20 protein-coding genes are annotated in these 22,012 nt (G+C 45.9%); 11 read left to right on the top strand and 9 right to left on the bottom strand.

What is annotated here, in order from left to right:
• The first annotated feature begins 223 nt into the window (after nucleotides 1–223).
• Complete coding sequence (locus tag QT987_RS16875; RefSeq protein WP_333241938.1) at nucleotides 224–4,036, top strand: sugar-binding domain-containing protein; 3,813 nt, start codon at nucleotides 224–226, stop codon at nucleotides 4,034–4,036.
• 51 nt (nucleotides 4,037–4,087) lie between these two features.
• On the opposite strand, the gene QT987_RS16870 is transcribed toward QT987_RS16875, so the two are convergent.
• The 6 genes from QT987_RS16870 to dnaK form a co-directional block, all read right to left on the bottom strand.
• Entirely contained in the window at nucleotides 4,088–4,333 is a 246-nt protein-coding gene (locus QT987_RS16870) for an HNH endonuclease (protein WP_015179287.1), read from the bottom strand.
• A gap of 50 nt (nucleotides 4,334–4,383) precedes the next feature.
• Nucleotides 4,384–4,833, bottom strand: coding sequence for a KGK domain-containing protein (locus QT987_RS16865; RefSeq protein ID WP_333241936.1), 450 nt, complete (start codon nucleotides 4,831–4,833; stop codon nucleotides 4,384–4,386).
• A 253-nt stretch (nucleotides 4,834–5,086) separates the two neighbouring features.
• Nucleotides 5,087–7,522 carry a dynamin family protein gene (locus tag QT987_RS16860; protein ID WP_333241934.1) on the bottom strand — a complete coding sequence of 812 codons (2,436 nt, stop codon included), beginning with the start codon at nucleotides 7,520–7,522 and terminating at the stop codon, nucleotides 5,087–5,089.
• Nucleotides 7,523–7,662: 140 nt separating this feature from the next.
• A complete protein-coding gene (locus QT987_RS16855) occupies nucleotides 7,663–8,601 on the bottom strand; it encodes an Rpn family recombination-promoting nuclease/putative transposase (protein ID WP_333241932.1) in 939 nt (312 codons plus the stop codon).
• A 105-nt stretch (nucleotides 8,602–8,706) separates the two neighbouring features.
• On the bottom strand, nucleotides 8,707–9,867 hold the full coding sequence (locus QT987_RS16850; RefSeq protein WP_333241930.1) for a J domain-containing protein: 1,161 nt from the start codon (nucleotides 9,865–9,867) through the stop codon (nucleotides 8,707–8,709).
• 124 nt (nucleotides 9,868–9,991) lie between these two features.
• Nucleotides 9,992–12,100, bottom strand: a complete 2,109-nt coding sequence (dnaK, locus tag QT987_RS16845; RefSeq protein WP_333241928.1) for a molecular chaperone DnaK — start codon at nucleotides 12,098–12,100, stop codon at nucleotides 9,992–9,994.
• Nucleotides 12,101–12,155: 55 nt separating this feature from the next.
• Between dnaK and QT987_RS16840 the strand changes: the two genes are divergently transcribed.
• From QT987_RS16840 to QT987_RS16805, 8 genes are all read left to right on the top strand, one after another.
• Nucleotides 12,156–12,284 (top strand): hypothetical protein, encoded by a 129-nt coding sequence (locus QT987_RS16840; RefSeq protein ID WP_333241926.1) that lies wholly within the window; start codon nucleotides 12,156–12,158, stop codon nucleotides 12,282–12,284.
• A gap of 46 nt (nucleotides 12,285–12,330) precedes the next feature.
• Nucleotides 12,331–12,570, top strand: coding sequence for a hypothetical protein (locus QT987_RS16835; protein WP_333241924.1), 240 nt, complete (start codon nucleotides 12,331–12,333; stop codon nucleotides 12,568–12,570).
• Nucleotides 12,571–12,579: 9 nt separating this feature from the next.
• Nucleotides 12,580–12,879 (top strand): plasmid stabilization system, encoded by a 300-nt coding sequence (locus tag QT987_RS16830; RefSeq protein ID WP_333241922.1) that lies wholly within the window; start codon nucleotides 12,580–12,582, stop codon nucleotides 12,877–12,879.
• Nucleotides 12,880–12,942: 63 nt separating this feature from the next.
• Nucleotides 12,943–13,197, top strand: coding sequence for a hypothetical protein (locus QT987_RS16825; protein WP_333241920.1), 255 nt, complete (start codon nucleotides 12,943–12,945; stop codon nucleotides 13,195–13,197).
• A complete protein-coding gene (vapC, locus tag QT987_RS16820) occupies nucleotides 13,194–13,604 on the top strand; it encodes a type II toxin-antitoxin system tRNA(fMet)-specific endonuclease VapC (protein ID WP_333241918.1) in 411 nt (136 codons plus the stop codon). The genes QT987_RS16825 and vapC overlap by 4 nt, the downstream gene beginning before the upstream one ends.
• 141 nt (nucleotides 13,605–13,745) lie before the next feature.
• Nucleotides 13,746–14,495, top strand: a complete 750-nt coding sequence (locus QT987_RS16815; protein WP_333241916.1) for a Uma2 family endonuclease — start codon at nucleotides 13,746–13,748, stop codon at nucleotides 14,493–14,495.
• A 128-nt stretch (nucleotides 14,496–14,623) separates the two neighbouring features.
• Nucleotides 14,624–15,712, top strand: a complete 1,089-nt coding sequence (locus tag QT987_RS16810) for an SPFH domain-containing protein (protein ID WP_333241914.1) — start codon at nucleotides 14,624–14,626, stop codon at nucleotides 15,710–15,712.
• 90 nt (nucleotides 15,713–15,802) lie between these two features.
• The gene (locus QT987_RS16805) at nucleotides 15,803–17,113 is read left to right on the top strand and encodes a hypothetical protein (RefSeq protein ID WP_333241912.1); all 1,311 of its coding nucleotides are present in this window, start codon (nucleotides 15,803–15,805) and stop codon (nucleotides 17,111–17,113) included.
• An 80-nt stretch (nucleotides 17,114–17,193) separates the two neighbouring features.
• On the opposite strand, the gene QT987_RS16800 is transcribed toward QT987_RS16805, so the two are convergent.
• Both QT987_RS16800 and QT987_RS16795 read right to left on the bottom strand, forming a co-directional pair.
• Complete coding sequence (locus tag QT987_RS16800) at nucleotides 17,194–17,832, bottom strand: restriction endonuclease subunit R (RefSeq protein WP_333241910.1); 639 nt, start codon at nucleotides 17,830–17,832, stop codon at nucleotides 17,194–17,196.
• Between the two features lie 93 nt (nucleotides 17,833–17,925).
• Complete coding sequence (locus QT987_RS16795) at nucleotides 17,926–18,489, bottom strand: DUF6009 family protein (RefSeq protein WP_333241908.1); 564 nt, start codon at nucleotides 18,487–18,489, stop codon at nucleotides 17,926–17,928.
• Nucleotides 18,490–18,682: 193 nt separating this feature from the next.
• Here QT987_RS16795 and pds point away from each other — a divergent pair, with 193 nt between their 5' ends.
• Nucleotides 18,683–20,056, top strand: coding sequence for a 15-cis-phytoene desaturase (pds, locus tag QT987_RS16790; RefSeq protein ID WP_333241906.1), 1,374 nt, complete (start codon nucleotides 18,683–18,685; stop codon nucleotides 20,054–20,056).
• Between the two features lie 91 nt (nucleotides 20,057–20,147).
• Nucleotides 20,148–21,077, top strand: a complete 930-nt coding sequence (crtB, locus tag QT987_RS16785; protein WP_333241904.1) for a 15-cis-phytoene synthase CrtB — start codon at nucleotides 20,148–20,150, stop codon at nucleotides 21,075–21,077.
• A 155-nt stretch (nucleotides 21,078–21,232) separates the two neighbouring features.
• On the opposite strand, the gene QT987_RS16780 is transcribed toward crtB, so the two are convergent.
• A complete protein-coding gene (locus QT987_RS16780) occupies nucleotides 21,233–21,730 on the bottom strand; it encodes a hypothetical protein (RefSeq protein ID WP_333241902.1) in 498 nt (165 codons plus the stop codon).
• Between the last annotated feature and the right edge of the window lie 282 nt (nucleotides 21,731–22,012).

Below are 22,012 nucleotides of genomic sequence, written 5' to 3'. Positions count from 1 at the left end.
TGACCTGTAGCGATGGCGCGATAGCACTATTGCTGATGTCGATGAAACAACTTAGTTAAAACTTAGTTAAAACTAAGTATTTATTTTTTCTATACAAAACCACATTTGTCGGCTCTTTGCCATCTTCCCAGAGACAGATTGGCTGCGGGATTGCTGCTGAAGCAACTGCTATCATAGATCAAGGGACAAATGAGATTATCTAATTTCTGGGAGCAATAAGCGAGTGAATCACAAGCTGGCCAAAATTATCGGATTATTTTTCGCAGCCGCCACCCTCTTTGGATTTGTCGGTTATGCGCTGCAAAATCCCAACTTCGCCAGCAGCTCAGCGATATCGATCGGCTTCCCCAATCTTACCACCGCGGCCGTCGGGGCGATCGACAACAAACGATCCCAAATCTATCTCAACGGAAATTGGCAATTTGTCCCCGCAGTTGGCAACCCCCAAAACCCCCCCGTCTCGCCAAATTGGGGCTCCATCCAAGTACCCGGAGACTGGCAAAAAGAAAACAACGAATCCGTACCCGGAATCATCACTCGCGGCAGCGGCAAAGATTGGGAAAACTTCAACAGTAAACAACTATCAAAAGCTTGGTATCAGAGAAAAATAGACATTCCCGGCGACTGGACAAACCGCCGAATTTTTCTCGACTTAGCCAGAGTTAGCACCGATGCAGTCATCTTTGTCAACGGCATTAACTGCGGTCAAATCCCCTGGCCCTACGGCACTATTGAAATTACCAAAGCAGCAAAACCAGGTCAAAACACCCTATCTATTTTAGTCGTGGCAGTATCCGATGAAAAGGAAAAAGCCGTCATCATGGGCCCCACAGAAATCTACACAGAAAAATCCCAGTTGCAATCGCGGGGAATCATCGGCGAGGTACGGCTTCTGAGCCTTCCCCCAGGCCCGCTAATTAGGGACGTATTCGTCCAAACTTCCACCCGAAAAAAGCAAGTTAAATTAGATATTGAACTCAAAGACGTTGCCCAAAGCGGTCAAGTAGAAATAATAGCGCAAATGCTCGACGAAAAAGGCAAACTAGAACAAAAATTTACAGGCACTGCCAACGTTAAAGCTAAACCTATTCAAACCCTACAAGTTCAGTGGAATTGGCAAAATCCCCGTCTTTGGGATGTCGGGGAACCAAACCTTTACACCCTACAATTAGAAGTAAAAGGCAGCGGCATTGACACGCAATACGACCAACCTTTTGGCTTCCGCGAATTTTGGATAGAAGGGCGCAAATTTTTCTTAAACGGAACTGAATTTCGGCTGCGACCAAACTTGCACTCCGATACTTGGCAAGGCGGGACAGTAGAAGTTGCTGACAGCCTAATTGATGGCTACGTAAAAGCAGGTTTTAACATAACAGAAATGTGGCCTTGGAATCACGACGAACGGGGTAGATGGCACTTCCGAGAGTTATTTTCCGAAAGAGCAGACCTCAAAGGTTTTCCCATTATGGCTCCCGCTTTAGACATTAGTCCTATCGCTTGGAACGGCAAGTGGAAGAACCCCCTGTGGAAAAACCGCTGGAAAGACCGAATGGTGACTGAAATGCGCCGTTACCGCAATCATCCATCAGTATTAATGTGGGCGACAAGTCCTAATTTTTTCGGCAACGCTGACGATTTAAATCCCCGTCGCATCGGCAAAAGCAAAGTAGAAGGAACTCTCAGTCCCTCGGAAAACCAGCGTTTGCGGGTCAACACTCCCCTAGGAAATGACGCTTTAGCGACGATTAAATCTGCCGACCGAACCAGACCTGTGATGGTACACCAAGGCGCACACTTCGGCGATGTTTATGCGCTGAATTCTTATTTAAATCTGATTCCCTTGCAAGAACGAGAAGAGTGGATTTCTGAGTGGAGCAAAACCGGGGAAAGGCCCTACATGGCAGTCGAGTTTGGGACTCCTCTGCACGCAACGATGATGCGGGCCCGCAAAGGTTTTGGTCAGGCAATTGTCAGCGAACCTTGGATGACTGAGTTTGCGGCAATTTATTTTGGCAAGCAGGCTTACGAGTTGGAAACTGCCGCTTATAAATCTAAAATTCGCGAGCAGTTTATCAATGGTCAGGAGTATCAAAACTGGCATATTAAAAAAGAGTTGGATTTTGCACCCGCTTTTCAAAAGTTGCAGCAGTTATTCAGTACAAATACTTGGCGGAGTTGGCGGACTTTTGGAATGTCTGGGGGGATGATTCCTTGGAATGACGGACATGGTTGGGAACTTTCCGAAGCTGGCAGAAAAAAGGTGGATATTGGGGCATTTAAACCTGGTCGCCGGGGAGTTTATTTGAAGCAAGTATCGAATAATCTTTTGAATTATTACCAGCCCGAAGCTTTCACTGTTCATCCTGGGGGCGAGGCAATTATGAATAATAATAGCTCGACTTTGGCTTGGATTGCTGGTGCTAGCCCGGTTTTTACTGCGAAAGATCACAATTTGTTTGTGGGCGGAAAACTGGCCAAGCAAGTAGTGTTAATTAACGATACGCGGACGGCGCAAGAATTTTCGTTTAATTGGCGGGTTTTGGTGGGGGGGAAAGAAGTAAAAAAAGGCGAGAGACAAGGCCGGATTGAGGCGGCAGGAACGCTGTTTTTCCCAATAGACGTAAATTTGCCAAATACCATTTCTAGCAAGGCTGACGGCGAAATTCGCTTGACTGCGCGAGTGGGCGATCGATCGCATTCTGATACATTTGCTTTCCGCGTTTTTCCCAAGCAAGCCAAAAGCAAGGATACGCTGACAATCTTCGACCCAGCAGGCAAAACATCGGCCATGTTAAAACAGTTAGGTCATCAGCTTGTACCGTGGAATGGTTCGCAAGTTTCATCGTTATTAATTATCGGTAGGGAAGCATTTTCTAGCGGGGAAAATTGGCCGGGAAGTTTAGAAAGTTTTGTGCGAAACGGCGGCAAAGCAATTGTGTTTCCTCAACGCAGGGAATGGCTGGAAAATACAGGTTTCCGAGTTGCTGCCCACGTCAGCCGCCGCGCTTATCCAGTTGACAGCAACCATCCCGCAATTAGCGGTTTAGACAGTGAAGATTTGCGGGATTGGGCGGGGGAAAGCACGCTGCTGGAAGCTTATCCAGATACGATTCAAACTGGCCCTAATTTGAGTCCGGCAAATAAACCTTGGTACGGCTGGCGTTGGGGAAATCGCGGCGGTGTCAGTAGCGCTTCTATTGAGAAACCGCACCGCAGCGGTTGGCGCCCCATTTTGGAATCAGAGTTTGATTTAGCTTATTCGCCGCTGATGGAATTGGATTACGGAAAAGGGCGACTGATTTTAAACGAGTTGGATTTGGAAGACCATTATTCTGTAGATGCTGGGGCGGCGCAGTTAGTGCAACAAATTGTGAGTTACGGGATGAATTCTCCGGTACTTGGAAAGCCGGATCAAGTGGTTTTAATAGGGGGAGATGGAGATGCCCAAAAGTTGGACAGTTTGGGGGTAATTTATCAGCGCGCTAGTTCGCTTTCTAATGATGTTGGTTTGGTGATTGTGGGGAAAGAAGCGAATCTGAAAGATGCAGATTTGCGCGGTTATTTGAATGCTGGCGGGAAGGCGTTTTTCTTGCCGCGTCAAGTGCCTGCTGCGGGTTTGGGTGTGGTTTTGCAGCAAGCGCAGGATTTCGGAGGTTCGCTGGCGGTTCCGAGTTGGGATGAGGTGAAGGGGGTTAGCAGTTCAGATTTGCGATCGCGCTCTTTTTATGATACTTGGTTGATTAAGTCTGGGGGAGATATCGGCGCTGACGGTTTGTTAAGTCGGGTAAAAGTTGGCAAGGGTGTGGCGATTTTTTCTCAGATTGAACCTGACAGTTTGAATGCTGATACTAAGACTTATTTGCGTTTTACTCGCTGGCGGCAAACCAGGGCAAATGCTCAGATTTTGGCTAATTTAGGGGCTAGTTTTAAGGCGGATGGATCTGTGTTTAACGGTTCGAGTCGGGAGTTTTATCACTGGGATTACAGAACGGATTTTGAGAATGGGGACGATCCTTATCGGTATTATCGATGGTAGGATTTTTTAACCGCAGATGAATGCGGATTAACGCGGATGTTATGGAGGGTATTACAGGTCAAAGTGACGGCGGAAGCGGGGGTCTAGTTTGTCGGTTTTCTTTTGGTTGCAGGTGCCGCAGAGGGTTTGCAGGTTGCTGATGTCGTTGCTGCCGCCGCGGGCTAGGGGGATGATATGATCGATCGTCAGTTGGGTTTCTAGTTTGGTTTGGCCGCAGCTTTGGCACTGGTATTTATTGCGGGTGAATACATATTTTCGGACTTCGGGGGGAATGGGGATTCTAGGGGTTTTAGACATGATTATTTTTAACCGCAGATGAACGCGAATGAACGCGGATGTTTGATGGATTAGCTGGGTAAATTTTCTTGATTGAGAAGTTGGCGGCGCAAATCGTCAAGGGGTGATTCTGGTTTGCTAGTTTCTGACTCGTTGTTTTCTGGTTTTTCTTCGACTTCTGGTTCGTCTGGGCAAAATTCCAGAATGACTCTGATTTTAACTTTACCTTTTTGCCAGCCTTTAGCCCCAATTTTTAAGGCTTCACAGTTTATCCCGTTACCAAACCATTGTTGTTGCTGGCTACGGTTAAACTGCTGATTATATTCATTCGTATTTATTTGTAACAATTGAGTTTTAGATAACTCCTGAACTGCGGATTCTAGCTTAGAAACAACTGACGATCTCATTACTTCCCTAAGCCTACCTACTTTAAATATCGTAGATCCAAAGGAAAAAACATCATCATTTCCGTAATTTTCTAGAAAAATATGTTGTGGCATATTGATGGTTGATTTTTGCAAAATACTCTATTAACGATTATCGGGTATTGCCTCATTTTTGGCAAGAATCCCGGCGAATAGAATTCGCGGCTATACAAACGATGTCCGCCTCCGCGGACTAAGAATCTCTTATCTCTTCAACCCGCGCAGGCGGGTTTTGTCTGTGTAGCCGCGAATTCTATTCGCCCGATTGCCAATCGCCGGATTTCCAATCGCCGCGAATTCTATTCGCCCGGTTTCCAATCGCCGCGATTTCCGATCGCCAAAATTGCAATCATTCACCATCCACCGAAACGCTATCATTTTGTGCAATTACAGGCAACAAATGCTCGTGCAACTTCATCGCCTGCAAACAACTATTAATCCCAGAAACCGCCCGATCGTACTCTTGAATTTTCTGCTCGTTTTCAGCTTGCCGCCGCAGATTCCCAGCAATCTTTTCCTCCGCCTCCTGTGCCAAAGTTTGCTCCAAATAATCGCGGGCTTGACTGTATTTCTGCAAAATATCATCAGCTTGCTTTTGGGCCAGCGGCAACAAATGCTCTTTCAGGGTTTGGTTGACAGTTTGGCGGAAAGTTTGCCGAATAGTTCTAGATACTTTAGGCTCAAAATCCAGCCGCAATAATTGCCGAATTGCTGGTTGCGCGTCTACCATGTTTTCGCAGTCGAAACCTTGAGAAGTTTGCTGCAATGTTTCCCGGAATTGATAAATCGAAAATGTGCCTTCGTCGTAAAAACGGGGACTTTCTCGCACGTAGCGATCGCACTCAACGCCCGCCGCATTTACCAAAGCATCCGAAACCCGCTTTGATAACTCCTCTAACTGCTGTTCAATTCCCCCGTCGTTCCCCAACAACCGATAAAGTAATCGATAGTATTCAGACTTGCGAACGCTATCTTTCAAATACTGGAAATAATTATCAACCAGTGACTTAGTAGCCTCTACTAAAATATCTTCCAACTGATTCGCTAAATAATAAAGTGCTTCAACTAAAACAGCAATTAAAGGTGCTGTAGCATTGCGGGGATGATTCCGCAAAGTGCGTCCGTAAGCCGCCTCAACAGAAAATCCATCTAACAACTCATCCAAGCGCCGGATCATCCGAGATTGCAATTGCCGAAAGTCTATATCGAAAATATCGCATCTGTTCATAATCATGTCATTGACTTCTTCGGCGATATGTTCGCGAAATTCCTCCCCAACTTGCTGCAATTCTTGATTTAACCGCAAAAGTTCCTGTGCTTTCATCGCCTCAATTTCGCGGGGCTGGCTGTCCAAATTCCGCTGAATTGTTTGGTAATGTTTCCGCAGTTGAATGCACAAATCTTCTAAATCGTCAGCTAAATTTTTGAACAGTTGCGGGCGTTTTTCTTCGGTGAGGTAGCGGGTGATGGCTGTGCGAAAATCTTCGATGCCGCTATCTTGAATTAATTGACCAATTAATGGTTGTCCTTGTTCTGCAAGAATCCGCACGTAGTTTTCATTGGGTGTTTCGTAGCTGTTCACTGAAATGCGAAATTTGCTGGGAGACAGTTTGCCGGAATTCGCACAGTAGCGATTAAATTCACTAACAAATTGCGGAGTTTCTTCACTAATACCGATAAATTCTGAATCTAATTTATCATCTACAGAAACTCGCGGTTGACTGGTGGCAAAGATTGTATTTAAACCAAATCGATCGCGCCCTGTTGTCCCTCGAATCAAACTCCCGTAAAATCCCAACAATCCGCTAGTTTTGTAAACTCTCGCAGTATCGCGAAAGTCAGAATTAATCAAATTTTCTAAGCGCTGTCGCAGTTGCGTGTTGTACCAAGTTTCGTCGATGCGGTTGAAAATGTAAAACAGTCGATCGCGAATTCCCGGATTTCCCCGTGTTTTTTCCATCAACTCGGTTTCCTCCGTCGTCATTTCCCCAGACGAAGCCGCTTTCAAAACGCAGACAACCGCCGAAGTATCGGGGCTTTCAATCTTATCATAAGTCAATTCTGCATCCCGTTGCACCGGTGCATCAATTCCCGGCGTATCGATAATAATATTGCCATCTTGCAGCAGCGGATGATAACAGTAATATTCAACTCGCTTGAGTACAGCACTGTTACTACCGCGACGGGCATAACTAGCAGCTTCCTTCAGATTGGAAAAGTTAAACTGTTCCATCGAGTAGGTAGCGTTTTCGAGAGTTTGGATGCGATCGCGATTTGCCTCAAACCCTTCTAACAGCAGCATCAAAGCCTTAGCTTTTTTGGCTACCTCGGATTTATTTTCGCCGCCTTCCGTTTCAATAATTATGTTACATCCCTGAGACAACAGGGACACTACATCTGTTTGATTAATATTAAGTTCAGTAGCTAAACCTAACTGATGGCACAGCACAGAAGCTTGCTGGCTAATCTCAAACTCGCTCAAAAAAGTGAGAACAACGCGCTCTTTTTCCGGCTCAGCAAAGGCGATATAACATTCCGTACCTGTCGCGTGTCCTTCTGCACTGTAGAGCAATTCCCGCTCCAGCAAAGCATTAATTAACATAGATTTTCCCGCACTGAAAGCGCCAGCAAACACAATTTCAAACTCAGGAGAAATTGCCTTTTTCAGAGAAGCTTGTACCGCCGTGATATCTTGTTGTCGCAAAGACGATTCCTGACGCAGCAGTTGCACTAAAGAATCAACTTGCTCTTGCAGACTGGTGCATTGAGGGGGCATTTGAGTCATGGCGGCAGACTGCTCCTGATTGTGGGAAAATTACCTTATTGTTAATTCTCTGCTAGTTCAGGAATAATCACAACAGTAATTTTACTTATGTGAGCGACGATTGCTGAAAGTGCGATCCTCTTCGAGGGCTGCGCTAACGGCTATTCTGCAGGTAAATCTTGTGTTTGCAGCCAAGCTGTTAAATCTGATATTTCGTTAAAATTTAACAAGGCTTCTCCTAAGTTTTCCAATTGGTCGATCGACAATTCCCCAATTAGACTTTGAACTTCGGGAGTGACAGCACCTACACGGCGTTCCAACAGACGAACAATCAGTGCTATTTGTCCTTCCTTAATTCCTTCTTGTCTGCCTTTTTCTGTTGCTATGCTGACGGCTTTAGTGATTGCTCCCCGACGGTCTTGGATGTAAATTTCCTGTTTTTGCAACTCGCTTAATTCGTCATAGCTCAAATTAGCTTTAGTCGCTATTGCAAATGCTTGACTAATCTCTGGCACCTCTTCCATTGTTGCAGGTACTGCGTTTAAGTCCCTAGCAGTTTTGAGAAAATAAATCCACTTATCGGTTAATGTTTCTAACTCGTTCAAACTTTTTTGGAACTTGGGTAACTCAACAAAAACCAATTCAAAATCGAAAATAGGATAATCGCTCAAGAACTCTCTTTCTTTCAGGACAAACCGCGAAATTACTTTCCTAAAATCCTCAAACATCTCAAAATCAGTGATGGTCAAGGCAATCACTGGATTCAACATTACATATTGTTCTGCTGTTTCTAATTGCGTTGAATAAGCTTTGGCTGCATTGTACAAAATCCGCTTTTCAAAAGCCTCTACGTTCAAAACCTGCATCTCGATAATTACATTTGTGCCGTCATTTAACTGAGCTCTAATATCGACGTAAGTATCCTTAAGACCTCGAATTAGCGGTAGTGAATGAGGATCGAGGATTTGCAAACTTTCGATGGTGGGCTGACTGTCATACAGCAAGGCATTCAAAAAACTCTTGAGAATGTCTTTGCTATTTTCAGAACCGAATATTTTTTTGAAAGCAAAATCAGTTTTAGGATTGATGAATGTGAACATATTGGTAATGGTAAATTTGTAATAGTTAAGGCTTCAGGTGCCGGAAGCTCACCCTATTACATTATACCAACAAGGTCTCCGGTGTGAATCGCGCACCCTAAAAATTTATACTGACAAATCTTGACGGGGTTTTAAAGACTCAACCTGTCGCAACTTCTCGTACAATTCTCGTTCCTCTTCACTAATTTCTTTGGGAATTAACACCTGAATTTCTACCAATTGATCGCCCCGATCGCCATTTCCAGTCGGATAGCCTTTGTTAGCCAGCCGCAACCGCTTTCCAGATGTTACTCCCGGCGGCAATTTCATCTTTACCAAGCCGTCTAGCGTCGGTACTTCAATATCTCCACCCAACACCGCTTCGCTGGGAGTCAGTGGCAATTCGCAGCAAATATCCGACATTTCCAAGCGAAAAAAGGGATGGGGAGAAACCGTGATTTTTAAATATAAATCTCCCCCGCCCATACCTTGATTTCGCAAGCGAATCCGCTGGCCTGATACCATAGCAGCAGGCAGATTCACCTCGATCGCTCGCCCATCTTCCAAACGAATTCGCTCGGTACCGCCCGAATAAGCCCTTTCCAAAGGCAGAGTTAGTCTGGCCTCAATGTCTCTTCTGGGTTCGCGATCGACTGCTTCCCGTCGAATTTCCCGATCGTCCACATCCCGTCGCATTTCGCGATCGACTGCTTCCCGTCGCATTTCGCGATCGACTGTTTCTCGTCGCATTTCGCGATCGACTGTTTCTCGTCGCATTTCGCGATCGTCAAAATCCCTTCTAGGTGGGCGAGAATTAGCAACATAACTCGTTTTCTTAGAAGCCGTACTCCACGGTTCAGAGGAGGCTACTCCCTGTGTATCATTCGCTGTCGCCATCCTCACTTCCCGGCGTCTTCCGAGCACTTGGTCGAGAAATTTATTAAAATCCGAGTAATCACTAAAATCGACATCTTCGGTCGGTTTTTTCCGGGTAGTTTTAGTGTTTCCCCAAGTTTTGAAATTGGGAAGTCGCACCCCTTGCTTTCCTTGAAATCCCTTTTGTTTCCAGAATTTACTAAACTGATCGTATTGAGCGCGCTTCTCGATATCGGAAAGAATATCATAAGCTTCATTAATATCCTTAAACTTATCTTCAGCAGATTGATCCCCTGGATTTACGTCAGGGTGCAACTGTCTGGCTAGCCGTCGATAGGCTTTTTTTATCTCATCAGCCGTGGCATCTTTGGGCACTCCCAAAATTAGATAGTAATTGCGAAAATTCTGCATAGTTAGTCATTAGTCATTAGTTATTAGTCATGAGTTATTAATTATTAGTCATTAGTCATTAGTCATCCTCCTTCCCTGCTTCAAACTAGGGATTAATGACTAGGGACTAATGACTAACCACTAATTAGAGCCAATCGTCGTCATCATCCCAATCGTCGCTTTGATTTTGATAAGGGCGAGTGGGGCGATTAGCACTGCTTCTACGATCGCCCATACGATCGCCCATACGATCGCCCATGCGATCGTTCATACGATCGCCGGTGCGATCGTAGGGGCGATCGGGAATTGGATCGACAGTCGATCGCCTGTACGGTTTAGCATTGGTATAATAGCTGTTATCATCGCTGCGCCGCTTGGTACCGTCGCCCGTAAAAGTCCGCTTCACAGACTCAAAGAAATCATCATCATCGTCATCCATCGCAAACGCCGAAACTTCCCGGCTCAAATCGTAAAGAGCATCCTGCAAATCCGAACCAACTTGGTCAACTCCCCGCTCATCATTGCGTTCCAAACTGTCTCGCAATTCCCGAATTAAAGTTTCAATTCGCTGGCGACTTCTTTGAGCAAACTGCATTCCGCGATCGAGCGCCACCTCTCGCAACTGCCGCTCAGCTTGATAAGCTAAAGCTTCAGCGCGATTGCGTTTTTCTACCCTTTCCCGCTGCAACTTATCAGCTTGAGCAAACTGTTCCGCATCGCGAATCATTTGATTCACTTCCTGCTGACTCAGCGTGGAAGCACCTTGCACAGTAATGCTTTGTTCCCTGCCCGTAGTTTTGTCCAAAGCAGTTACCAACAGCATCCCGTTAGCATCAATATCAAAAGCTACTTGCACCTGCGGAATCCCTCGCGGTGCCGGCGGAATTCCAGTTAGTTTAAACCGTCCCAAAGACTTATTATCTCTGCCTAATTCCCGTTCCCCTTGGATGACGTGAATTTCTACCACAGTTTGGTTATTTTCAGCAGTCGAAAAAATGTCCGATCGCCTGACGGGAATAGTAGTATTCCGAGGAATCAGTTTTTTCATCACCCCGCCGATCGTTTCCAAACCCAGCGACAGCGGCGTCACATCCAACAGCAGCACATCGCGGACATCGCCACCCAAAATCCCCGCCTGAATTGCCGCACCCACCGCCACAACTTCATCGGGATTCACATTTTGATTGGGTTCTTTATCAATCAAGTTGCGAACAACTTCCTGCACCAAAGGAATGCGAGTCGAACCGCCGACTAGCACAACTTCATCAATGCGAGAAGGACTCAAACTTGCATCAGCCAAAGCTTGTTTGACCGGCCGCCGCAACCGCTGCACCAAATCTGTGCACAGCCCCTCAAATTGACCGCGAGTTAGTCGCGTTTCCAGATGCAAAGGCCCGTCTTCGTTCGCATCGATAAACGGCAAATTAATCTCGGTGACACCGACTCCCGACAGCTCAATCTTGGCTTTTTCTGCCGCTTCGATCAGGCGCTGCAAAGCTTGGCGGTTGCGTCGCAAATCAATTCCTTCTTTTTCTAAGAATTGTTCTGCCAACCAGTCAACAATTTTGGAGTCAAAATCATTGCCGCCCAATTGAGTATCGCCGCTAGTTGCTTTAACTTCAAATACTCCGTCTCCCACGTCTAAGATAGATACATCAAAAGTACCGCCGCCCAAATCAAACACTAAAATAGTTTGACTTTCTCGCCTCTCCAAACCGTAAGCCAAAGAAGCCGCCGTCGGCTCATTTAAAATCCGTTTGACTTCAAGTCCGGCAATTCGTCCCGCATCCCGCGTCGCCTGTCGCTGCGAGTCGTTGAAATAAGCGGGAACAGTAATTACAGCCCCCGTCACCTCTTGTCCCAGATAGCGGCTGGCTTCATCGGCCAGTTTCCGCAAAACCATCGCCGAAATTTCCTCTGGGGCAAAATCTTTTTTCAGGCGGGGACACTTGATTTTGATGTTCCCGTTTTCGTCGCGGCGAGTTGTGTAAGGGACGCGCTTTGATTCTGGAGTCAGTTCGGTATATTTGCGTCCGATGTACCGCTTGACGGCGTAAAAGGTGTTTTGCGGGTTGAGAACAGTCTGGCGTCGGGCCATCTGTCCGACAAGGCGTTCTCCTTCCTTTGTGAAAGCGACTACCGAGGGAGTTGTCCGCATCCCTTCTGCATTGGCAATCACAACCGGTTTGCCGCCTTCCATGACGGCTACTACTGAGTTTGTTGTTCCGAGGTCAATGCCAACTACTTTACCCATGCGTCTGTTGTCTCCTGTGGCGTTGTGTGTAACTTTTTCAATATAAGCGTTAAGTATGATTGCACTTATTGTACCGCGTCGAGAAGCGGGGGCTGCAGGGGGATTGCCTCACCTGCGGTTCAGGTTGCTGGGGTTGGCTGGGTGCGATCGACCTTTTTTCGATAGGGTTTGGCGCAGCAACTGAGAAGCAAATTGATTAGAATAGATAACAACTTAAGGAATTAATTATAATGACCAGTATCAAAGAAATATTAAAATCCGTTCAATTTGTGGTTGATGCTAACGGTAAAAAGAAAGCCGCACAGTTGAGCATATCGGCTTGGGAAGCTTTGATCGACTGGATCGAAGATCGGGAAGACGAACAGATTTTCAAAACGGCGATGGCCCAATTGCAAAAATGCGGTGGCAGTCCCGAAAAAGCGGGTTGGCTTGATTGGGAAGCCGTTAAAGATGAATGGGATGAAGATTGAGGTTATTAAATGTATCGAATTCGGCTATTGGCATCTGCTCACGATGAGAGGCGAAACTTACCAGGAGTCATTCGCCAGCGAATTAAGAAAATAATTGAGGCGCTGGGTGAAGAAGCACGTCCTGACAACAGCATTATGCTTCGCTTTTCTACAAACGCAAGTTGGGAACCCAGGCGAATTAGAGTTGATTTGTGGAGAATCCTTTACGCTGTTGATGATGAATTTAAACAAATCGCTGTCTTAGCTATCAGGAAGCGTCCGCCTTATGATTATGAAGATGTGCTTGATCTGTTGGCGGAGTTGGAGTGATTATTACAAAGCGGACGCCTGAACAAGATTAAATTTCAGTACAAACTTAAGGAGCCCAGAGTTATGCAAAGTATTAAAGTGCGATCGCGCGTTGGTTCCGACGGAATGTTGCATTTGCAAATCCCCGGTGGTATCAAAGATACAGATTTGGAAGTTATTGTAGTTTTCCAGCCCATAACACCAGCAACTGAGGCTAAAAAACCGGAAGATTTAGGCTGGTCTCCCGGTTTTTTTGAGACAGTAATAGGAAGTTGGGAAGGAGAACCGCTTGTTCGTCCTGAGCAGTTGGAATATGAAATTCGGGAAGAATTGCTGTGATTTATCTTTTAGACACCAATACTTGCATCCGTTTGTTAAATCCCGACCGCAACTCATCGGTATCTCGCCGACTAGCAATGATGCGGTCAGGTGATGTAGCAATATGCTCTGTAGTTAAAGCAGAACTTTACTGGGGTGCTTTTAAAAGTTCTCGTCAAGATAGCAATCTAGCTCGACTAGAACGTTTTTTCAATGAGTTTGTAAGTTTTCCTTTTGATGACCAGTCTGCCCTAATTTACGGTCAAATTCGCGCTCAATTAGCTGCATCTGGAACACCCATTGGCCCTAATGACCTTTTGATTTCCTCTATTGCTCTCGCCAACAACCTAATTCTTGTAACTCACAATACCCGCGAGTTCAGCCGTGTTGAGGGTTTGCATCTGGAAGATTGGGAGATAGAGGCATGAATCGGGACGGGCTAGAAGCCCATCCCACAAGAAAAAAAAGATATTTGTGGGATGGGCTTCTAGCCCGTCCTAACTATTTCTTCAAGAAGTCTAATCAAATCAAAATCTCGCTCCTATAATGCCTGCAATCAAAATAAAATCATGAAATTCACCCTCGATGTAGAAAACAACCCCACAGGCTGGCCGGATCACACTCAATTACCAGAATCCGACGGCACTTTTGTGAAGAATTTCCAAGAACATCCCCAAAGCATCCTGCTAACAGATTCAATTACTCCCGTCTTCCAAAGCATTCATCCAGATGATAACTATTGTATCGGTCAAGACAGTGGCATTTATTGGCGATTGACAGATCCGCTAGAAAAGGGCGCAGAAGCACCGGACTGGTTTTACGTTCCCAATGTCCCGCCAACAATTGACGGTCAATTGCGCCGATCGTATGTGATGTGGCAAGAATTTGTAGCACCGTTAATTGTGTTAGAGTTTGTATCGGGCAATGGTGCAGAAGAACGGGACAGAACGCCTTTGTTGCGATCGGGTCAACAGGAAACTAAGCCGGGTAAATTCTGGATTTATGAAAATGTCATCCATCCGGCATTTTACGGAATTTATGAAGTAACCAAGGCTAGTGTTGAAGTCTATCACCTGATCGAAGATAGGTATCAATTAGTTGCTGCCAATGAGCGCGGTCATTATCCGATTGCACCGTTAGGAGTGGAATTGGGAATTTGGCAAGGAGTGTATCAAAATGTGGAATTACCTTGGCTGCGCTGGTGGGATAGTCAAGGGAATCTGTTGTTAACCGGGGCTGAAAGAGCCGATCGCGCCGAAGACCAATTAGAGCAATTGCGCGCTCAATTGCGATCGGCTGGAATTGAACCGGAATTGTGAATTTTCTGCAAGGGCGATCGCCCCCATCCCCAGCGATCGCGATCGCACGTAAAAACTTTACAATGGCGATCGGGAACACCGATCGCTCCTCTTGAAGCTAAAATCAAACAACAACCCAAAATAAATCTATGGGACTCTTTGACAAGATTCGCGGCGAATTTGTCGATATCATCGAATGGTTGGACAATACCAGCGACACCATTGCCTATCGATTCGAGCGCCACCAAAACGAAATTAAACAAGGTGCTAAACTAACTGTACGACCAGGACAAATAGCAGTCTTTGTCAGCGAAGGCCAAGTGGCCGATGTCTTCGATCCGGGAATGTACGAACTTTACACCCGCAACTTACCCATTCTCAGCACTTTAAAAGGTTGGCCCTACGGTTTCAACTCTCCCTTCAAAGCAGAAGTCTACTTTTTTAACACCAAAATATTTACCAACCTGAGATGGGGTACCTCTAACCCTGTAATTATCCGCGATCCAGAACTCGGCCCAGTGAGAATGCGGGCTTTTGGCACATACAACATTAAAGTTTCCCATCCCGAAAAACTCTTAAAACAACTAATCAGCACTGACGGACTATTTCAAGTAGATGAAATCAGCGAACAACTACGCAATACAATAGTCAGTGCCTTTGCCAATTGGGTTGGGAATTCCCGCGTTCCCCTGCTAGACTTTGCAGCCAACTACACCCACATGGGCGAACAGGTGCGAGTTGCCATAGAGCCAAGTATCCAGCAGTTTGGGTTAGAGTTAACTCAGCTATTAATTGAAAATATCTCGATGCCTCCAGAAGTTGAAGCAGCACTCGACAAACGAGCCTCGATCGGACTTCTGGGAAATATGCAGCAATATACCCAATATCAAGCTGCTAACGCCATAGAAGCATCAGCAAATAACCCCAGCGGCGGCAATCAAGCATTAGAATTTGGCATGGGAATGGCACTAGGTCAACAAATGACAAATATGATGCAGCCGCCAGCATCGCAGACTCCGCCGCCACCTCCCCCACCAACACAAACTCAGTGGTATATTGCCCACAACGGTCAACAATTAGGCCCTTTTGAATTGCATCAACTTCTGCAAAATGGTTTGACACATCAGGTAATGGTGTGGCGTGCGGGTTTTGACGGCTGGAAGTTAGCATCGCAAGTGCCGGAATTAGCATCTTTGTTGGCGACAGTACCGCCGCCTCCCCCGCCAGCAGCAGCCTAAATTTTTGTTTGCATATTTAGTTAATTGGTAATTGGTAATTGGGATGCTTTCCAGATTACCGATTACCAATTACATCACCAATTAACCATTATGAATACTTCTGAACCTGCTGTTAAACGTTTTCCCTGTCCTAGCTGCGGGGCTTATTTAGAGTTCAACCCCCAAGCAGGAAAACTCAAGTGTGCTTACTGCGGCTGGGAAGATGCAATTCCCCAAGCGGCCCAAGAGGTAAAGGAGAACTCTTACGAACAATATCTCCAAGTCGATCGCACGACGCTGACAACTTTATCAACAACAGCCTTAGAAGTAAAATGCAATGATTGCGGAGCAAGTGTTACTTTTGAACCGCCAAAAGTAGCGGGCCAATGCCCATTTTGTGCTTCTCCAATTGTGACGCAACCTGCAAAGGCTAGCCCTAGCGTGCATCCAGAGGGAATTGTTCCTTTTGAAGTTACTGATAAACAGGCTAGAGAAAGCATTCAAAAGTGGCTAAGCAACCGCTGGTTTGCTCCTTCTGCTTTGAAATCCCTAGCGCAACAGGAGAAAATTCAAGGGGTTTATTTGCCGTTTTGGACTTACGACACTTATACCGTTAGTTACTATCAGGGTTCTCGCGGAGAACACTACTATGTGACTGAAACTTATACAGAAACAAACTCGCAGGGTGAAACTGAAACTAAAACTCGCCAAGTGCAACATACCAGGTGGTGGCCAGCTTCTGGCAGAGTCGATCGCTCTTTTGACGATATTCTGATTCCTGCTACAACTTCGATCGATCGCCCCCGCCTAGATGCGTTAGAACCTTGGCATCTCAAGGAGTCGCTGCGCCCTTACAATTCATCTTATTTAGCTGGGTTTGAAGCGCAGCGATCGCAAGTTTCTCTCACTCAAGGATTTGAATCTGCTAAAAATGTCATGGCCGGTACTATTCACTCGGATGTTTGTAGGAATATTGGTGGCGACGAGCAGCGGGTTCACAGCATTTCTACTGATTACAATGCTATCACTTTTAAGCATATTTTGCTACCTGTGTGGCTGTGCGCCTATCGCTATCAAAACCAACGATATCAAGTAATGGTTAATGCTCGCACCGCTGAAGTTCAAGGCGAACGTCCCTACAGTGTTTGGAAAATTACTGCTGCTGTTGTTAGTGGTGTCGTGCTTGCGGGTGTTATGTACCTATTATTTACTGGTAATTGGAGATATATCCGTGTTCCCGGTTTGCCTCAGCCCCAACCCCAACCAACTTCCATACCTGTACCAAGCCAAAAATTACCGCCAGCACCTGTTCCCTCAACCTCACCTGTACCTAACAAAAAATTACCGCCAGCGCCTGTTCCTTCTACCGCACCTGTACCTAACAAAAAATTACCGCCAGCGCCTGTTCCCTCTTCTAATTAGTTTGATTGTTCATTTTTTATTTAAACGAAGTACAACCGCGTCTATGAGCGATAGCCCTCACAGAAGAGCGCGATCGCTTGCTAAACTGTATTGCCAACATTCAACTGACCAAGGCGCTTCAAAATACTCAGCACGCTGTACAAATCATTCCCCGGATTGAAAAGGTAAAACTTCCGAGAAAAAGCGTACTGTGCTTTTTCCCGCTTAACTAACTTGACAAATAGAAAATCTGCCCCATTCATTAACAGTCCGTAAGTAGGTCGATCGGCACTGAGATTAGCTAACATATAAGCCAGCAACTGCGGAATCCCGACCTCCAAAGAAAACGCCGCTTGCTTGGACTCGATAACCACTACCCAAAACTCCTGAAACAAAGCCAAAACATCCAACTGTCCCCTGACAATCATTCCTTCATCTTCGTCAATAATTTCTACAGATTTTTCTGAAGTAACGTGAAAAGGAGCAAGATAGAAATCAGCTAAATCCAAAAACGGAGACAGCACAACCATTTTGACTGTATTTTCTAGAAGTGGCGGATGTTTGAGCAAATTCCTGTAACTTGCCTTCACTCTGTCCAGCCGCTGTTTTTCAGCTTCCGAGATTTCTGGCAAATCATCTTGCCACTCGCGAAAGAATTGGTCATCTTCAACCCACTCAATCTTGAATTTGGTTTCCAAATCATTCAGTGCAATATTTTTAGCTTGAATTGTTTGTACCATCGTTTTACACTAAGTTTAAAGTCTATACAGATTGTGTAGTAAGGTGGGCGTTGCCACCTTACAAATGGATTGTTAGCCTAATTACCGCCTCTATTAACTCTTGCTTTCCAACGCATCAACTCTCTTTTCCAGTTCTAGTATCCTCTGAATCATGGGTACACCTTCGACCGAATCTAGATGTTTAGCTAGGGCGCCAACTATGACATCAGTTTGAGATATGCCCGTTTGCTGAACATATCTTTTGAGCTTGCTAAAAAGACTAGGAGGAACTCTAACAGCTATTTGAGATTTTTTACTCGGAGGTAGACCCTTGAGTTTTGGTTCTACACTTAATGGTTCCACTGCTTCTACCGGGTAATCTACTTTGTAAACTTCAGGGTCTTTTTCTCGAATTGTGAAAATCCGTCTGTTAAAATACTCGTGATTTCCTTCAGTAAAAGTAGGGGGAGCACCATCTTTTAATTCTGCATATGCCAACAGGATTTCACCTTTTTGCTGAAACTCTGAAAGACGTTCTTTAGAGACCCCTTTTCTGCTACAAAAATCTACTTCGCTCTCTCGCACCCAAGGCATTTTACTGATCTCTTCCTCTTCTACAAGCCAGACAATTTTAGCTTCGTGCGCTAACGTCTCGTCTCTGACAAAACTGCCCATCATTTTTACCTCTATGTGGATGATAACCCGATTATAGCACGCATGGCGCATATGGCAACGCCATACCTAAATTACGCCAAAAATAACTCAGAGCATCCCCGCACCCCTCGCCTCACCTTCCCCAGTTCCCACAAAAATGTAACGAGTTGTAAAGTATAATTAAACCGAAGCGAACACAGAGGCCAAGTAGTATCAAATGCGAGTTGCGATCGCCGGAGCAGGCTTAGCAGGACTTTCCTGCGCTAAATATCTTACCGACGCGGGCCACACCCCCATCCTCCTAGAAAGTCGGGACGTACTCGGCGGCAAAGTAGCCGCCTGGAAAGATGCAGATGGCGACTGGTACGAAACCGGCCTCCACATCTTCTTCGGTGCATACCCGAATATGCTCCAACTCTTCAAAGAACTTGACATTGAAGACCGGCTGCAATGGAAAGAACACAGCATGATTTTCAATCAGCCGGAAACCCCCGGAACCTATTCCCGCTTTGACTTTCCCGACCTTCCGGCCCCCTTCAACGGCGTCGCAGCCATCTTGAGCAACAACGATATGCTCACCTGGCCCGAAAAAATCCGCTTTGGTATAGGCTTGATTCCGGCGATGCTTCAGGGTCAAAACTATGTCGAAGCAATGGACAAATACTCGTTTTCCGACTGGCTGAAAAAGCAAAACGTCCCCCCCAGAGTCGAAAAAGAAGTATTTATCGCCATGTCCAAGGCGCTCAACTTCATTGACCCCCACGAAATATCCGCAACCATACTGCTGACAGCCCTCAACCGCTTCTTGCAAGAGAAAAACGGCTCGAAAATGGCCTTTTTAGACGGTTCCCCCACAGAGAGGTTGTGTCAGCCGATGGTAGACTACATAACTGAGCGCGGCGGTGAAGTCCGGCTGAATGCACCCATCGGCGAGTTTTTGCTCAACGATGACAACACCGTGCGCGGCTTCCACATTCGGGGAGTAAAAGGGGCAGAGTCAGAAATTCTGACCGCCGATATTTACGTTTCTGCGATGCCGGTTGACCCGCTGAAGTTGATGATGCCGAAACCTTGGGGCGAAATGGATTATTTCAAACAGCTCGAAGGGTTGGAGGGAGTACCCGTCATTAATGTACACTTGTGGTTCGATCGCAAATTAACTGACATCGACCATTTGCTGTTCTCGCGATCGCCCCTGCTGAGCGTCTACGCCGACATGAGCAACACCTGCCGCGAATATGCCAACCCAGACAAATCCATGCTGGAACTGGTTTTAGCACCGGCCAAAGACTGGATAGGCAAATCTGACGAAGATATCGTCGCAGCCACAATGGTCGAGTTAGAAAAACTCTTTCCCGATCAAATCCCAGAACCCGCCAAACTGCTCAAATATCACGTAGTCAAAACCCCACGTTCCGTCTACAAAGCCACCCCCGGACGCCAGCAGTGCCGTCCCACACAAACAACTCCCATTAGCAATTTCTATCTAACGGGGGATTATACGATGCAGCGTTATCTTGCGAGTATGGAAGGTGCCGTGCTTTCTGGTAAGCTGACAGCGCAGGCTATTTCAACGGCCAATAACAAATGAAAAATTAAGAATTTTTCATAAAGACGTAAAAAATCTCCCGTTTTCTAAACGGGGGAATGTCAATTCTAATCTTTAAATTTCTTATTCTCGGATGCTGCAACTGTCAAAACTCCAGTGCATGAGAACTCTGGCCTCTGTGGATGACTCTTACGAACTGTGCCGCCAAGTCACGGCGAGTTATGCCAAAAATTTTTATTTAGGCACTCAACTCATGCCCGAAGCGAAGCGTCGGGCGATTTGGGCGATTTACGTCTGGTGCCGCCGCACCGACGAACTCGTAGACGGGCCGGGTTCTGATGCAACGACCCCTGAAACCCTCAATCTGTGGGAAAAACGCCTAGAATCGGTGTTTGCCGGCCATCCTCACGACGACTACGACGTAGCGTTGGTGGATACGCTGTCTCGTTTCCCGATCGACATTGGGCCGTTTCGAGAGATGATTGCGGGCCAGCAAATGGACTTGTACCGCAGCCGCTACGAAACTTTTGAAGAGCTCAATCTTTACTGTTATCGAGTAGCGGGTACTGTAGGGCTGATGTCGATGTCTGTCATGGGTGTAGGCGAATCGAGCTCCGCTGCTAACTGGAATTGGCACTGGGGGAATAGAATTCCCAAAGAAGAAGCGATAGCCCTGGGTATTGCCAAGCAGTTGACTAATATTCTGCGCGATGTCGGAGAAGACGCCCGCCGCGGCCGCATTTACATTCCCTTAGAAGACTTAGCCTTGTTTAACTACACCGAAGAAGATTTATTCAACGGTGTAATTGACAACCGCTGGCGGGAATTGATGCGGTTTCAAATTCAGCGAGCTCGCAAATTATACGCTAGCGCGGAACCGGGAATTAAAGTGCTCAGTCCCGATATCCGCTGGACAGTTTGGGCTGCTACAATGCTCTACAGCAGAATCTTAAATGCGATCGAACGCAATCAATATGATGTGTTTCAGAAGCGGGCTTATGTTAGCAATTCTCAGAAACTGCGGTGTCTCCCCGCCGCTTGGCTGAAGTCAAAAGTGCTTTAGCCGCGGGCCGTATTGCTGGCGATTCGGCAACGGGTAACGGGTATGTGTCAAGTTACAAATTATTAGGATGTCCAGCAAATTGCATATTAGGTTTGTGGGGACGCGGTAGTGGCGTGTCCCTACGTTTGGTGTGTTAATTTAAGTCAAATTCTAAGTCAAATTAGTGGAGTAGCGGGCGGAATTTTCAATTGGGCGATCGAACTTTCAAGCAATTGCTTTTCCTGCTGGAGTTTTGCTTCTAAATTTTGAATTTGTTCCCGGCGGGCTTCAACTTCAATCAAGCGGCGAGACAATTCTTGACTCTGCAAAGTGAGAGATTGCCGCCAATCTTCTGCTTTCTGGGCTTCTTCATGCAAAAAATCGGGAGTAAAGCCTGTTGTTAAATATTTCTCTACTAATTGTAGTACCCAGTTTGTAGCTGCTTGAATATCCAAAATCTGGCTATTTTCGCCAATGTCTGCTAATACTAAAACACCTTCATTTAAGAAATTTGCGGCGGAGTTATTTGGGTTGTTAACAAAATCTGTCGCTAATGTCAACACATTTTGTTCACCAATAATCGCCCAAGTACCATCAGCATTTTGACAAGCCAGCAATTGCAGACTTATCTCGCCTATAATTTCCTGATTTTGTACTTTGGCTAAATATAACATTAGGGTAATTAGTGATTGGTAATTGATAGTTGCGGATTCGTAATTGGTAATATTAGGACAAGTTGTTATATTATTGAAACCAAATTTGTAGGGGCGGGTTCGCCAACCATTTACGGTAAAAATGAATAATGTTATAAACCCGCCCCCACCCACCAACAATACAAATGTACGATGAATTTATTGGTAAAATGTTGATATAAATAATGGCGGTGATGGGGCGGGTTTATGATATTTTTTGTGAATTTCATAGATGTTGGTGAACCCGCCCCTACAGGATTTTGG

The sequence above is a fragment of the Microcoleus sp. SVA1B4 genome (assembly GCF_036700545.1).
Lineage (GTDB): Bacteria > Cyanobacteriota > Cyanobacteriia > Cyanobacteriales > Microcoleaceae > Microcoleus.
Note: the sequence above shows the minus strand (reverse complement) of the source record. Positions and strands in the feature narration are given on the sequence as shown.